12 protein-coding genes are annotated in these 14,293 nt (G+C 71.6%); all 12 read left to right on the top strand.

Features of this window, described 5'->3' with window-relative positions; translation table 11 throughout:
- Positions 1-114: 114 nt before the first annotated feature.
- The 12 genes from CJ197_RS08315 to rpe all read left to right on the top strand — a co-directional run bounded on the left by CJ197_RS08315 (position 115) and on the right by rpe (position 14,263).
- Entirely contained in the window at positions 115-1,239 is a 1,125-nt protein-coding gene (locus CJ197_RS08315) for a M50 family metallopeptidase (RefSeq protein WP_102236284.1), read from the top strand.
- Between the two features lie 43 nt (positions 1,240-1,282).
- A complete protein-coding gene (locus tag CJ197_RS08310) occupies positions 1,283-2,341 on the top strand; it encodes a tRNA (adenine-N1)-methyltransferase (protein ID WP_199173897.1) in 1,059 nt (352 codons plus the stop codon).
- Between the two features lie 67 nt (positions 2,342-2,408).
- Positions 2,409-3,974 (top strand): proteasome ATPase, encoded by a 1,566-nt coding sequence (gene arc / locus CJ197_RS08305; protein WP_102236407.1) that lies wholly within the window; start codon positions 2,409-2,411, stop codon positions 3,972-3,974.
- Positions 3,971-5,668, top strand: a complete 1,698-nt coding sequence (gene dop / locus CJ197_RS08300) for a depupylase/deamidase Dop (RefSeq protein WP_102236282.1) — start codon at positions 3,971-3,973, stop codon at positions 5,666-5,668. Before arc ends, dop begins: the two co-directional genes overlap by 4 nt.
- 28 nt (positions 5,669-5,696) lie before the next feature.
- Entirely contained in the window at positions 5,697-5,885 is a 189-nt protein-coding gene (locus tag CJ197_RS08295) for a ubiquitin-like protein Pup (RefSeq protein WP_102236281.1), read from the top strand.
- A 4-nt stretch (positions 5,886-5,889) separates the two neighbouring features.
- The gene (pafA, locus tag CJ197_RS08290; protein WP_102236280.1) at positions 5,890-7,344 is read left to right on the top strand and encodes a Pup--protein ligase; all 1,455 of its coding nucleotides are present in this window, start codon (positions 5,890-5,892) and stop codon (positions 7,342-7,344) included.
- A gap of 92 nt (positions 7,345-7,436) precedes the next feature.
- On the top strand, positions 7,437-8,396 hold the full coding sequence (locus CJ197_RS08285; RefSeq protein ID WP_233190754.1) for an FKBP-type peptidyl-prolyl cis-trans isomerase: 960 nt from the start codon (positions 7,437-7,439) through the stop codon (positions 8,394-8,396).
- Between the two features lie 59 nt (positions 8,397-8,455).
- A complete protein-coding gene (locus tag CJ197_RS08280; RefSeq protein ID WP_102236278.1) occupies positions 8,456-8,839 on the top strand; it encodes an FKBP-type peptidyl-prolyl cis-trans isomerase in 384 nt (127 codons plus the stop codon).
- Positions 8,809-11,007 carry a primosomal protein N' gene (locus CJ197_RS08275; protein WP_158239413.1) on the top strand — a complete coding sequence of 733 codons (2,199 nt, stop codon included), beginning with the start codon at positions 8,809-8,811 and terminating at the stop codon, positions 11,005-11,007. The genes CJ197_RS08280 and CJ197_RS08275 overlap by 31 nt, the downstream gene beginning before the upstream one ends.
- A 27-nt stretch (positions 11,008-11,034) precedes the next feature.
- A complete protein-coding gene (gene fmt / locus CJ197_RS08270; protein WP_102236277.1) occupies positions 11,035-11,988 on the top strand; it encodes a methionyl-tRNA formyltransferase in 954 nt (317 codons plus the stop codon).
- Positions 11,985-13,580 carry an RsmB/NOP family class I SAM-dependent RNA methyltransferase gene (locus CJ197_RS08265; protein ID WP_102236276.1) on the top strand — a complete coding sequence of 532 codons (1,596 nt, stop codon included), beginning with the start codon at positions 11,985-11,987 and terminating at the stop codon, positions 13,578-13,580. The genes fmt and CJ197_RS08265 overlap by 4 nt, the downstream gene beginning before the upstream one ends.
- The gene (gene rpe, locus CJ197_RS08260; protein ID WP_102236275.1) at positions 13,577-14,263 is read left to right on the top strand and encodes a ribulose-phosphate 3-epimerase; all 687 of its coding nucleotides are present in this window, start codon (positions 13,577-13,579) and stop codon (positions 14,261-14,263) included. Before CJ197_RS08265 ends, rpe begins: the two co-directional genes overlap by 4 nt.
- The last annotated feature ends 30 nt before the right edge of the window (positions 14,264-14,293 follow it).

The raw sequence follows: 14,293 nt of genomic DNA, 5'->3' as shown, positions 1-14,293 counted from the left end.
CGCGCAGGTGCGGCCCGTATCCTGCCTCCGGCGCAGACCGCGCCACGACCACGATGATTCCGAGATCGCCCAAACAGCGTCGATCACCCCAGCCACAACCGTGAGGAGGCGCCGATGAGTGGCCGTGCCCTGCGCCTGGGCTCCCTACCGCCACTGCGCGTCAGCCCCGGCACCGTGATCATGGTGCTCGTGCTGGCGGTGCTCATGTACCCGGCGCTCGAGCGCGTCTCCGAGATCCCTTCTCGCGCGATCCTGCTGGCCATCGGGGTGGGAGGGTTCCTCGTCCTGTCCGTACTGGTGCATGAGGCCGCGCACGCCCTCATCGCCCGAGCCTTCGGCGCCCGCGTCGAGCACATCGCACTGACGCTGTGGGGCGGGCACACCCAATACCGCGGCGGACCGCGCGGTGGCATCGGCTCGATCCTCATCTCCCTCGCAGGACCGGTGAGCAATCTGCTGCTGGCCGCTCTCACGTTCGCGATCACCGCACTGGCCACTGACCCGGGGACTCCGGCAGCACTGTTCTGGGGCTTCTGCTCCTGGCTGAACCTGGCGCTGGCCCTATTCAATCTGCTGCCCGGGCTGCCGATGGACGGCGGGCGCGCCCTCGAAGCGTTGCTGGGCAGCATCCTGCGCCGCCCGACCGTCGGCACCCGGGTCACTGCGTGGATCGGCCGCGGTCTGGCGATCGCCGTCGTCCTGGTGCCGCTGTGGCGCGCCGCCCGGGGACACGCCTCGATGACCGGACAGCTGCTGACCATCGTGTGGGCTGTGCTCATCGCCTCCCTGCTGTGGTCCGGGGCTTCGCGCGCCCTGGAGGGCGCCCGCGTCCAGGAACGTGCCGAGCGCTTGGACGCTGGGGACCTGCTGCGCTCGATGCTGATCTGCGCGCCGCAGACCCCGCTCGGCCAGCTGCCCGCCCAGGTTGATCCCGAGCAGGTGCTGGTGGTGGACCTCGCCCCGGATCCGGCGGCACCCGGCAGCCTCGGGCGCGCCTACCGCCTCGATACCGGGGCTCTCGCGGCGGTGCCCGCGCCGCGCCGCGAGGCGACCGCGGTCAGCGCTATCGCCATGCCGATCGGGCCCGTGCGTTCCCTGCCCGGAGACCTTGCCGGGGATGCGCTGCTGTCCGCGATGCTGGATGCGCCCGCCCCCGTGTACCTCGTGCGGGAGGCCGACGGGTCGGTCCGCGGTGTGATCATGAGCGCGGATGTCAACGCCCGCCTGCGCGGACGGTGAACACCGGGCGGTCTCACCCCGGCGCAGACCTATGCTGGAGAGTATGACTGATCAGCCGCAGCCCGACGGGGCCTCTGCTCCCGCCCCCCGTGCCCCGCGCCGCGGCCTGGATCGCACCGGCCCCTTCGCCCTCGGAGACAAGGTGCAGCTGTCCGACGCGAAGAACCGCCTGCACACCATCACCCTCAAACCCGGCGGCCGCTTCCACACCCACCGCGGCGTGATCCTGCACGAGCAGCTGATCGGCGCCGAGGACGGCGTGGTCATCGAGGACAACCACGGCACCCGCTACCAGGCGCTGCGCCCCCTGTACAGCGACTACATGCTCTCCATGCCGCGCGGCGCCGCGATCATCTACCCCAAGGACTCCGCGCAGATCCTCATGTGGGCCGATATCTTCCCCGGTGCGCGCGTGCTCGAAGCCGGGGTGGGCTCCGGCGGGCTCACCACCGCGCTGCTGCGCGCTGTCGGCCCCGAGGGCAGCGTCCACTCGATCGAACGGCGCGAAGATTTCGCCGAGGTGGCCCGCGAGAACGTCGAGACCTATTTCGGCGGGGACCACCCTGCCTGGCAGTTGAGCGTCGGCGATTTCCAGGACATCGCTCCGACGCTCAGCCCCGGCACGCCCGCTGTGGACCGCGTGGTGCTGGACATGCTGGCCCCCTGGGAATGCGTAGATGCCGCCGCCGAGGTACTGGTGTCCGGTGGCGTGTTCCTCGCCTACGTCGCGACCGTCACCCAGCTGTCCCGCACCGCCGAGGCCCTGCGCGACCACGGCGAGTTCACCGAGCCCTTTGCCTGGGAGTCCTTCGTGCGGCCATGGCACCTCGAAGGTCTCGCCGTGCGGCCCGAGCACCGCATGAATGCCCACACCGGCTTCCTGCTGACCGCCCGCCGTACCGCGCATGGCACTCCGGCGCTGCGCCGCATCACCCGTCCCGCCCCCGGGTCCCGGGATGAGGCGGAGCTGAACCACCCCGACAACGACGGCTTCGGCGGCTCCACGAACGAGTGGACCCCGCAGGACCTGGGGGAGCGGGGCGTCGCCCCGCGCAAGATCAAACGGGCCCTGCGGGACATCCGCCAGGGCCGGGACCGCTGAGCCGCGTGCCAGCACCGCCCCGGACCCCGTCGATCCCCACCCAGCCGATGAAGGAGGAGACATGGCGATGAAGACCTACGCGGAGATGACCGCGGAGCTCGAGCAGCTCGCCGCCCACAATGACCGGCTGATCTCCTCGCTGCGCTCCGCCCGCACCCAGATCGTCGAGCTCAAGGCCGACCTCGAACGCGTCGGCGATCCACCGAACTCCTACGCCACCTTCCTGCGCCGCTGTGAGGGCACCACCATCGACGTGCTCCACAACGGGCGCCGCCTGCGCGTAGCGACCGCCGCGCAACTGGACCTCGAGGCCCTCACCCCCGGCACCGAGCTGCGGCTGAACGAGGCCCTCGCCGCGATCGAGGCGGTGCCCGCGGCCGATGCCGGGAACGTGGTCACGGTCCTGGAATCCCTCGCCGATGAGCGCGTGATCGTCGCTGTCGCCCCCGATGACAACCGCCTGCTGCGCCGCGCCGGCGGCCTCGGGTCCGAGCCCCTGCACCCGGGCGACCACGTCCTGGTAGATCTGCGCGCGCAGCTCGTACTCGAACGGATCGAGCGCGCGGAGATCACCGACCTCGTCCTCGAGCAGGTGCCGGAAGTGACCTTCGAGCAGATCGGCGGGCTCGGCCCACAGATCGAGGCGATCCGCGACGCCGTGGAGCTGCCGTTTTTGCAGCAGGACCTCTACCGCACCTACGGCCTGCGACCCCCACAGGGCGTGCTGCTGTACGGCCCGCCCGGCTGCGGCAAGACCATGATCGCCAAAGCGGTCGCGCATGAGCTGGTGCTGCGCAGCGCCGAGGTGCGGGGTATCAGCACCGAGGAGGCGCTCGCGAACTCCGCCTTCCTCAACGTGAAGGGCCCCGAGCTGCTGAACAAGTACGTCGGAGAGACCGAGCGTTCGATCCGCCTGGTGTTCGAACGGGCCCGCGAGAAGGCCGCCGCCGATCACCCCGTCGTCATCTTCTTCGATGAGATGGAGGCGCTGTTCCGCACCCGCGGCACAGGGCTCTCGAGCGATGTGGAGACCACGATCGTGCCGCAGCTGCTGGCGGAGATCGACGGCGTCGAAGGCCTGGACAATGTCATCGTCATCGGTGCCTCCAACCGCGAGGACATGATCGACCCGGCGATCCTGCGGCCCGGCCGCCTGGATGTGAAGATCCGCGTGCGCCGCCCTGACGCGCAGGCCGCCCGCGAGATCCTGGGTCTGTACCTCGATGATCAGGTGCCGGTGCGTGAGGACCGCGAGGCGCTGCTGGACCTCGCCGTACAGGAGATCTACGCCGAGGATCCCTCGACGGCGTTCGTGCGCATCGACTTCTCCGATGGCAGCCACGAGACCCTGCATTTCCACGACGTGGTCTCCGGGGCGACGCTGCGCAACATCGTCGACCGCGCGAAGAAGCTCGCCGTCAAGGACCAGATCGCCACCGGGGAGGTCGGTGTCGGCGCCGCGCATCTGCATGCCGCCATCCGCGCCGAGTTCGAGGAGAACGAGGACATGCCCGCCTCCGGGCAGGCTGAGGACTGGGCGCGCGTAAGCGGCGTCGGGGGACGGCGCCGCATCGAGGCGATCGTGCCGCTGACCGCCCGGGACCTCAGCGGCGAGCGGGAGAGGACCGTATGACCAGCCCCACCCGCCCGCCCCGCGACCCGTCGGCCCCCCGTCTCACCACCGAGCGGGTGATGGGCATCGAGACGGAGTTCGGGATCCTCCACGCCGACCTTGAGGAGCGGGCCCAGGCCGGCACTGGCAGCTCGATCCTGCTGTCCCACCTCGTGGTGGGCGCCTACGCCCTGCTCGATGAGAACGAGGGGGAGCGGGGTCGGCGCGTCCGCTGGGACTACGGGGATGAGACGCCGCTGCGGGATGCTCGCGGCTTCGAGCTCGAGCGCGCCGCCGCCCACCCCAGTCAGCTCACCGATGAGGTGCATGACGCCCACGTCCCCAGCATCGAGCTGGACCTGCCGCTGCAGGGCCCGGAGGTCCCGCCGGACGGTGATGACCAGGAGATTCTCGCCTGGGCGGCGCAGCGCTCGATCGGCAACTCGGTGCTCACCTCCGGGGCCCGCTGGTACGTGGACCACGCCCACCCCGAGTACTCCGCCCCCGAGGTGCTGCGCGCCCGCGAAGCGGTCATCGCGGATCGGGCCGGGGAGGAGATCGCGCGGCGCGCCATGGACATCCTTGCCCGCACCGACGGGGTGCCCGCCGTGGCGCTGTACAAGAACAACACCGATGGCAAGGGCGCCTCCTACGGCACCCACGAGAACTACCTGCTGGACCGCGCTGTGCCCTTCGAGGACGTGGTCGCTGCGCTGCTGCCGTTCCTGGTCACCCGCCAGATCCTGGTCGGCTCCGGCCGGGTGGGCATCGGCCTGCGCGGCGAGCAGCCCGGTTTCCAGATCTCCTCCCGCGCTGACTTCATGGAGGCCGAGGTGGGGCTGGAGACCACCCTGAACCGGCCCATCGTGAACACGCGCGATGAACCCCACGCCGACGCCGAGCGCTTCCGCCGCCTGCACGTGATCATCGGGGACGCCAATCAGCTCGAGGAATCGACCTTCCTCAAGCTCGGCACCACCTCCCTGCTGCTCGCCGCCCTCGAGGCCCAGCACCGCAGCGGCACCCGCATCCTCCCGGACCTCACCCTCGCCGACCCGGTCCAGGCCGTGCGCGACATCAGCCACGACCCCAGCCTCACCACCACAGTGCCGCTGGCCGACGGGCGCGAGCTCACCGCCCTCCAGATCCAGCGAGCCCACCTCGAGTCGATCCGCGCAGCCGCCGACCTCGACGACGCCGAGACCGCGCAGGTCCTCACCGCATGGGGCGAGATCCTCGATCTGCTCGAACGCGACCCGATGCTGGCGGCCGGCCGCGTGGAATGGGTGACGCTGCTGCAGCTGCTCGAGCGCTACCGCGCCCGCCACAGCCTGGGCTGGGAGGATCCGCGCCTGGCGATGATGGCCCTGCAGTTCTCTGACCTGCGGCCCAGCAGCGGACTGTTCGGCAGACTGCGGGCCGCCGGTGCGGTGCCCACCCTGGTCAGCGAGCAGGAGGTGCAGCAGGCGATCACCACGCCGCCCGCGAGCACCCGCGCCCACCTGCGAGGCGCCCTCGTCGCCGCGCACCGGGCCGATGTGCCCTCCGCCGGCTGGGATGTGATCACGCTGCGCGGCAGCGAGGGCAGCATGCGGCTGCGGCTCGCCGATCCGCGCCTGGGCTCACAGCAGTGGTGCTCCCACCACGGCATCGACCCCGCCGCCCCCATCGATGAGACGCTCGCGGCGCTGCAGCGCGCCGTGAGCACCGACTGACCACCCGCTAAGCACCCCAGGAGGAGCGATGTCCCAGCAGTCCCTGAACGCCCCCGGCCCCGGCGACGACGAGAACCCCGGCGAGGAGAACCTCACCGGCGGCCAGACCTTCGCCTCCGCGCAAGCGGCCGATGACCTGCTCGATGAGATCGACTCGGTGCTCGAGGCGAACGCCGAGTCCTTCGTGCGCTCCTTCGTGCAGAAGGGCGGGGAGTGAGCCCGTGAAACGCCGCGTGGGAGGACTGGAGACCGAATTCGGTCTGGTGTGCGTGCGCGCCGACGGCACGCGCGCCCTCGAGCCCGAAGAGGCCGCCCGGGAGCTGTTCCGGCCGGTCGTCGCGATGGGCCGCTCCTCCAACGTGTTCCTGAAGAACGCCGCCCGTCTCTACCTGGATGTGGGCTCCCACCCCGAATACGCGACCGCCGAATGCGATGACTGGTGGGAGCTCGTCGCCCAGGACCGCGCCGGGGAGCAGATCTTCGCCGACCTCACCGCTCAAGCCAATGACCGCCTGGCCGAGGCCGGGCACGATGCCCGAATCCACCTGCTGAAGAACAATGTGGACTCCGAGGGAAACGCCTTCGGCTCCCATGAGAACTACCTCGTGGACCGTCGCGGCGAGTTCACCCGCCTGCCCCGATTCCTGGTGCCGTTCCTCGTGACCCGCCAGATCGTCACCGGTGCCGGTGGTGTCGTGACCGATGACGGCATCGGCGATAAGGACAGTGACGACAAGAACCGTGGTGACAAGACAGACGCCGACGCAGCAGCTGGGGCAGCGCGCTTCGTGTTCTCCCGTCGCAGCGACCACATGTGGGAGGCAGTCTCCTCGGCCACCACTCGCACCCGTCCCATCATCAACACCCGCGATGAACCTCACGGCGATCCGAGCCGGTTCCGCCGCCTGCACGTCATCGTCGGCGACTCCACGATGAGCGAAGTCTCCACCCACCTGCGCTTCGCGACCACCGACCTCGTGCTGCGCGCCATCGAATCCGGCCGCACGCTGCCGGACGTCGCCCTCGCCGATGACATCGCAGCGATCCGGGCCGTCGCCCGCGACCTCACCGGCAGCACCCCGCTGCCGCTCGAGGACGGGGGCACCACCACCGCGCTCGAGATCCAGCAGCGCTGGCTGGACCACGTCAGCGACCTCGCCGAGGACGAGACCGAGCACGAAACCCTCGAGACCTGGCAGAAGGCCCTGGATGCCGTCCGCACCGGGGACCGCACCTGGGCCGCGCAGCACCTCGACTGGGCGATCAAGGAGCGACTGTTCACCCAGGTCACCGAGCGACGCGGCACGGACATGTCCGATCCGGCGCTTGAACGCCTGGACCTCGCCTACCACGATCTGGATCCCGAGCGGGGCCTGTTCGACTCCCTGCGCCGCCGCGGCCTCGCACCCACGGTGCTGAGCGCCGAGCAGATCCAGCGAGCCCGCACCACCGCACCGACCACCACCCGCGCCCACCTGCGCGGCCAGGTGGTCACCGCCGCCCAGGAGCACGACGTGGACCACGCCGTGGACTGGACCACCATGCGCCTCACCCGCCCTGGGGCGATGCCCGTGCAGATCCTCGACCCCTTCACCACCACCTCCGCGGACGTCGAGGCGCTGATCGCCGAGATCCGCGCCCAGGGCGCCACCGCGGATCCGCCGCCCTTCGCCTGAGGGCCGCGCCACATCCAGCGCGCACCCTGCACCCGACCCGTACCCTGGTTCCGACCCCGACCCGGGGACTCGACCTGAAAGGCCTGCCCTCCGTGACCTCACCCCTGCGCCGTCGCACCCTGCTGACCACCGCCCTTGCCGCGACCGCCGCCATCGGCCTGGCCGCCTGCGACGAGAACGGCTCCGGTCCCTCCGACGCCGGAGGCACCTCCGACGGCGGCGGCGAGCGCCCCCTGGACAGCGTCAGCATCAGCGAGGATCTCGGCGCGGAACCGACGCTCGAGTTCGAGGCTCCGCTGTCCATCACCGCCCCGCAGGCCGAGGTCATCGCCGAGGGCGACGGGGATGTCATCGCCGAGGGCGACACGATCATCTGGCACCAGATGTATGTGGATGCCTCCTCCGGAGAGACCCTCGAATCCTGGTGGCAGGGCGCCCCCGCGGGCGGCCTCACCGTGCAGGCCGAGGCGCTCGGCCCGGATGCCTTCGAGTTCTTCACCGCACTGCCGGTGGGCTCCCGCTTCGCGATGGCGGGCTGGCAGCAGGGCGGCGACGGCCAGCGCTATGCCCTGATCCAGGTGGCCGATGTGCAGCGCGTCGTCTCCCCACTGCGTGCCGAGGGTGAGCCCGGCGAGCCCTCAGGTGATTTCCCCGCCGTGACCCTCGGCGAGGACGGCGCACCGAGCCTCGAGGGTGCACCGGAAGGGGAGCCGCCCGCGGAGACGGTGCGGGAGGTCCTCATCACCGGCAACGGCGAGAAGACCCGCAAAGGCGACTACCTGGTCATGCAATACACCGGCTGGAAGTGGTCCGACGGCAGCCAGTTCGACTCGTCGTGGGAGCGCGGTGCTCCGTTCTCCTTCGTCCAGGGCCAGGGCCGGGTGATCCCCGGCTGGGACAAGAACCTGACGGGCCTTCCGATCGGCAGCCAGGTCATGCTCGTCATCCCTCCCGCGGACGCCTACGGGGAGGACCCCGAGAAGAACGAGCTCGGCGGTGAGACCCTCATCTTCGTCGTCGACGTGCTGGACGCCGAGCCCGTGAAGGGCTGACCACCCCCTTTTTCTGATCTGATCCACCACCCCGAACCACCGCACAGAGGAGGAGCATCATGACCGATCGCAGCAAGCCCGAGGTCGCCCGCCCCGAGTCCGAGACCCCCACTGAGCTCGTCAGCATCGACGAGATTCTCGGGGAGGGCGAGGAGGCCGGCCGCGGCGACATCGTGGACGTGCACTACGTGGGCGTTTCCCACTCCACCGGCAAGCAGTTCGACGCCTCCTGGGACCGCGGCGAGCCGCTGCGCTTCCAGCTGGGCGTGGGCCAGGTCATCGCCGGCTGGGACCAGGGCGTTCAGGGTATGAAGGTGGGCGGCCGCCGTCGTCTCGAGATCCCCGCCTCTCTCGCCTATGGCGAGCAGGGCGCCCCGCCGGTGATCGCCCCCGGCGAGGCCCTCGTGTTCGTGTGCGACCTGGTGGCGGTGCACAAGCGCTGAGCACCACGCCTTCCGCCGCGGCGGCGGGGGAGCCGGATGAGGCCCAGCAGGGTCTGTTCGCGCCCCCCGCCGTCGCTGTTCCCGACCCGCCCGCGGAGCACCCCGGGCGGGCCCGTGATCTGCGCACCACCGCAGGTTTCGACGTGGTCGCCGAGCGTCCGGTGGCGAGCGTCCGCCTGATCGGAGTGCTGCCGCATCTGGATCGGCCCTTCGAGTACGCCGTCACCCCGGCGACCGCCGCGGCGGAGGCCGGGATGCGGGTGCGGGTGCGGTTCTCGGGGAAGGACACCGAGGGCATTGTGCTGGGTCGACACGCGGAGCCGACGACCGACCGGGCGCTTGCGCCGCTGGCCCGACTGGTCTCCGATGATGTGGTGGTGCCGCCCGCGATGATGCGGGTGTGCGAGGAGATCGCTGAGCGCTGCGCCGGCACCGTCGGGGACGTGCTGCGCCTCGCGCTGCCGCCGCGGCATGCCCGCGCCGAGAAGGCCGACCGCGCGGCCGCGGAGAAAGCCGCAGAGAAAGCTGCGGAAGAGGCCGATCAGGCACAGGACGAGCAGGCCGAAGATCCCGCCGACACCCCTGCAGCGGACACGCCTCCGTCGGCCCCCCGACGTCCCGGTGACCGGTATCCGGGGCTTGCCGCCCTGCTCTCCCGGGCGGGGAGCCCCGAGGGCCCGGTGCCCCGCGCCCACCTGATCCTCGATGCCGCGGATCCCTGGACGATCGTCGCCGCAGATGCGATCGCGGACCTCGGTCCGGACCGCGGCGCCCTTGTCATCGCCCCCGATGGGCGGGACGTCGCACGCCTGGCCCGCGTCCTCACCGCGCGCGGCATCGACCACGAGATCCTTGCCGGTGCCGAAGGACCCGAGAAGCGCTACCGCACCTTCCGTCGCATCCTGCGCGGCGCCACCCGGGTGGTGCTCGGCAACCGCTCCGCAGCTTTCGCCCCCGTCCAGGACCTCGCCCTCATCATCTGCGTGGATGAGGCCGATGACCTGCTCGAGGAGCCGCGCGCCCCCTACCCGCACACCCGCACAGTGCTGCAGTGCCGCTCCGCCGAAGAGCGCAGCGCCCTGCTGTTCCTCTCGGCGAGCCTGTCCGTGCCGCTGCGAGCCCTGGCCGATGCCGGCTACCTCGCTGCCCTGGAGCCCGTTCCCGCGCCGATCACCCAGGTGCGCCCGCGGATCGTCGCGATGGACGAATACCTGCGCGAGCGCGAAGGCCCCTCGGGCCGCTCCCGCATGCCGCAGGAGGCGCTGCGGGTGCTGCGCCGGGGTCTCGCACACGGGCCGGTGCTTGTGCAGGTTCCGCGCTCCGGGTACATCCCCGCAATCTCCTGCACCTTCTGCGGCACGCGCGCCCGCTGCCCCACCTGCTCGGCCCCGCTGTCCCTGCGCGGGCGCGGCGGCCCCCTGCACTGCGCGGTCTGCGGGAAGCGCGAGGACGGCTACCGCTGCCCTGAATGCGACCGGCCCGAGGTCCGAGCAGTGGTCATAGGATCCACCCGCACCGCCGAGGAGCTGCACCGCGCCTTCCCCCACGCGGAGCTCGTTTTGGCCGGTGGCGCCCATGGGCCGCTCGAGGATGCTGCGGTGCCTAAGCACGGCATCGTCGTCGCCACCCCCGGGGCGGAACCCGACCCGGCCGGCGGATACGCTGCTGCGCTGCTGCTGGATGCCGATGCGATGCTCGCCCGCGCCGCCTTCGACGCGGATGTCGAGGCCGTGCGGCGGTGGCGCAACGCGATCGCGCTCGTGCGGTCCGCCGAGCAGGACGGGGAGGTGCTCGTCGTCGGAACCTCCACGCTCCCGGCGATCCGCGAGCTCGTCGCCCATCGTTCCCGCGTCTTCATCGACCGGGTGCTCGAGGATCGCCGCGACCTGGACCTGCCGCCCTTCGCCCGGGTCGCCGAGGTGATGGGGGAGCGGGATGCCTGCCGGCGCTTCGTGGATGCCCTCGACCTGCCCGGAGGCACCGACGTGTTCGGGCCCGTGGACCTCGAACGCCCCGAGGATGCGGGCCGCGCCCGCGCTGTGCTGCGGATCGCCCCGGAACGGGCGCGGGAGCTCGCGGCAGTGCTGCGTGCCGCGGTCGCCGCCCGCAGCGCCCGCAAGGACCGCGGGTCCCTCCGGGTGCGCCTGGATCCGCCCGACGTGTTCTGACCTCCGCGCCCGTAGACTCAGGGCATCATGCGTGTTCTCTTCGCCGGCACCCCCGAGGTGGCCCTCCCGTCCCTGCAGGCCCTCCTGGACTCCCCGCACGAGGTGGTGGGAGTGCTCACCCGCGCCGATGCCCCCTCCGGACGGGGCCGGAAGTTGCGGCCCTCCCCGGTCAAGCAGCTCGCCCTGGACGCGGGCCTGCCGGTCCTCACCCCGGCGACGCTGCGCGATGACACGGTGCTCGGCCAGCTGCGGGAGTTCGCGCCAGAAGCCGCACCCGTGGTCGCCTACGGGAACCTCGTCCCACCCGCCGCGCTCAGCATCCCCACCCACGGCTGGGTGAATCTGCATTTCTCGCTGCTGCCCGCCTGGCGCGGTGCCGCGCCCGCGCAGCGGGCTGTGCTTTCCGGTGAGCGACACACCGGGATCAGCGTGTTCCGTCTCGCGGAGGGCCTGGACACCGGGGATCTCATCAGGGCCGCTCCGGCGGTGATCGGCGAGCATGAGACCTCCGGGCAGCTGCTCGAGCGTCTCGCGCGCGAGGGTGCGCCGCTGCTGCTGGAAGCCCTCGACGCCCTCGCCGCCGGCACTGCCACCTTCACCGAACAGGACCACGCCGCCGCTACGCACGCCGCGAAGCTCACCCCGGCCGAGGCCCGCATCGACTGGACCCGACCCGCCGAGCAGGTGGGCGCCCATATCCGCGGTATGAGCCCCGACCCCGGTGCGTGGACGCTGCTGGACGGGGCGCGCACCCGCATCCTCGGCACCGAGCCGCTGCCCCCGCAGCTTCCCGAGGTGGAGCTGCCCCCGGGACGCCTCCATGCGATGAAGAAGCACCTGCTGGTCGGCACCGGGACCGGGCCGATCGCGATCTCGATCATCGCCCCGCCTGGGAAGAAGGCGATGCGCGGCGCCGACTGGGCGCGCGGCGCGAACCTCAGCCCTGAGACCACCTTCGCCCCTGCCGAGGAGGACGCATGAGCGCGGACCGACAGCATCGCCGCGGCGGCTCCTCGCGTCAGGGCCGCGACGCCAAGGGCCGCCAGCGCTCCGGCTCTCGGGGCCGCGGTGGCCCCCGGCAGGGCTGGTCCGCCTCGCGTCCCTCGGAGCGGGCCCGCCGCGCCACCCCATCGCGGGAGGTCGCCCTCGAAGGGCTGCGCCTGGTCCGCGAGGAGGATTCCTACGCCAACCTCGTCCTGCCGCGCCTGCTGCGCTCGGCCCGCCTCAGCGGCCGCGATGCCGCCTTCGCGACCGAGCTGTTCTATGGCTCCCTCCGCGCCCAGGGACGGCTCGATGCGATCCTCGCCGCCTGCGTGGACCGTCCCCTGGAGAAGGTGGAACCGGTGCTGCTGGACGTGCTGCGGCTGGGCGCCCATCAGCTGGTGGAGATGAGCGTCGCCCCGCATGCGGCGACCAGCGAGACGGTGGCCCTCGCCCGTGCCGCCGTCGGGGCGGGGGCGGCGAGCTTCGTCAACGCCGTCCTGCGCCGCGTGGGCGAGCGGACCCTCGAGGAGTGGCTCGCGGCGGTCGCACCGTCGCGCGAGAAGGACCTCATCGGCCACCTGTCGATCGTCCACTCCCATCCGCGCTGGGTGGTGCGGGCTCTGCGCGATGCTCTGCTCGGTCACGGCCGGGATGTCGCCGAGCTTGAGGAGCTGCTGGCCGCTCAGAATCGCGCGCCTGCCGTGGCTCTCGTGATGCGGCCGGGGCTGACGGACCTCGACGAGATGATCGACGAGGGCGCCACCGCGGGCCGCTGGTCGATCTTCGCCGCCTCCTGGCCCTCGGGCGACCCCGGCGGCACGGATGTCCTCAAGCAGGGCCGGGCCGCCGTCCAGGACGAGGGCAGCCAGCTCGTGGCGCTCGCTCTCGCGCTCGGCGCCGATGACCTCGTGCTCGCGGATGACGCCCGCTGGCTGGATCTGTGTGCCGGCCCCGGCGGCAAGACCGCCCTGCTCGGCGGGCTCACCGTCGGCCATGACGCGCAGCTGCTGGCCGTGGAGCTGCAGGAGCACCGCACCGAGCTGGTGGACCGCGCCGTCGCGACCCTCCGCGAGGCCGGCGCCGAGATCACTACCCGCACCGCCGACGGCACGACCATCGGCACCGAGCTGCCCGCGACGTTCTCCCGGGTGCTTGCCGATGTGCCCTGCTCGGGCCTCGGTGCGCTGCGGCGACGGCCCGAGGCCCGCTGGCGCCGGCAGCCCGGGGACATCGGGCACCTCTCGACCGTGCAGCGTGATCTGCTGGCCTCGGCCCTGGATGCCGCGGCGCCCGGCGGTGTCGTCGCCTACGTGACCTGCTCCCCGCACCTGGCGGAGACCCGGTTCATCGTCGAGGAAGCGCTCAAGCGCCGCGATGATGTGGAGCAGCTCGATGCGCGCGAGGCCCTGCGCGCCGGGGTGCTGCCGGAGCGCGCCGCGCAGATCGACCTGGGGGAGGGGCCGGCCGTGCAGCTGTGGCCCCATGTGCACGGCACTGATGCGATGTATCTCGCGCTGCTGCGCAAGCACGGCGGCGGCACCGACACCACCGCCCGTGAGGGCACCGACGATGGGAAGGACCAGTCATGACGACCGCCTACTCGACCGCCAGCCACTACATCCACCCGTCGATCCTCAACTGCGACTTCATGAGCATCGGCACCGAGATCGACAAGATCTCCAGTGCTGATGCCGTGCACGTGGATGTCATGGACAACCACTTCGTCCCGAACCTCACCTTCGGTCCCTCGATGGTCGAGCAGATCGTCGAGCGCAGCACCATCGGCATCGATGCTCACCTGATGATCGAAGACGCCGATCGGGAGGCCCCCGCCTACGCCGAAGCCGGCGCCAGCTCGGTCACCTTCCACCTCGAGGCCTCCCGCGCCCCGGTGAAGCTCGCCCGCGATCTGCGCCGTAAGAACGTCCAGGTGGGTGTGGGGCTGCGCCCCGCCACCGCGGTCGAGCCGATCCTCGACATCATCGGCGAGTTCGACATGCTGCTGATCATGACCGTCGAGCCCGGATTCGGCGGGCAGAGCTTCCTGGAGACGATGCTGCCGAAGATCCGACGGGCCCGGCAGGCGATCTCCGAGGCGAACCTCGAGGTGTCGATCCAGGTGGATGGTGGGGTCAGCCGCGAGACGATCGAGCGCTGCGCTGAGGCGGGCGCCAACGTGTTCGTCGCAGGCTCGGCGATCTACCGCGCCCAGGATGCGGCGGAGGAGATCGCGGCGCTGCGCGAGCTCGCTGCCGCCCACCGCCCGCACTGAACCCGCCGGCCCGATCCCCTCGCACTGATT

This window comes from Brachybacterium sp. UMB0905, from assembly GCF_002871795.1.
Lineage (GTDB): Bacteria > Actinomycetota > Actinomycetes > Actinomycetales > Dermabacteraceae > Brachybacterium.
The sequence above is the reverse complement of the archived record's forward strand: the minus strand, read 5'-3'. Positions and strand labels throughout refer to the sequence as shown.

Excerpts from the sequence above, each read along its gene's own strand:
- CJ197_RS08315 (WP_102236284.1), top strand. The coding sequence starts at position 115 with ATGAGTGGCCGTGCCCTGCGCCTGGGCTCCCTACCGCCACTGCGCGTC.
- CJ197_RS08310 (WP_199173897.1), top strand. The coding sequence starts at position 1,283 with ATGACTGATCAGCCGCAGCCCGACGGGGCCTCTGCTCCCGCCCCCCGT.
- arc (WP_102236407.1), top strand. The coding sequence starts at position 2,409 with ATGAAGACCTACGCGGAGATGACCGCGGAGCTCGAGCAGCTCGCCGCC.
- dop (WP_102236282.1), top strand. The coding sequence starts at position 3,971 with ATGACCAGCCCCACCCGCCCGCCCCGCGACCCGTCGGCCCCCCGTCTC.
- CJ197_RS08295 (WP_102236281.1), top strand. The coding sequence starts at position 5,697 with ATGTCCCAGCAGTCCCTGAACGCCCCCGGCCCCGGCGACGACGAGAAC.
- CJ197_RS08280 (WP_102236278.1), top strand. The coding sequence starts at position 8,456 with ATGACCGATCGCAGCAAGCCCGAGGTCGCCCGCCCCGAGTCCGAGACC.
- fmt (WP_102236277.1), top strand. The coding sequence starts at position 11,035 with ATGCGTGTTCTCTTCGCCGGCACCCCCGAGGTGGCCCTCCCGTCCCTG.
- CJ197_RS08265 (WP_102236276.1), top strand. The coding sequence starts at position 11,985 with ATGAGCGCGGACCGACAGCATCGCCGCGGCGGCTCCTCGCGTCAGGGC.
- rpe (WP_102236275.1), top strand. The coding sequence starts at position 13,577 with ATGACGACCGCCTACTCGACCGCCAGCCACTACATCCACCCGTCGATC.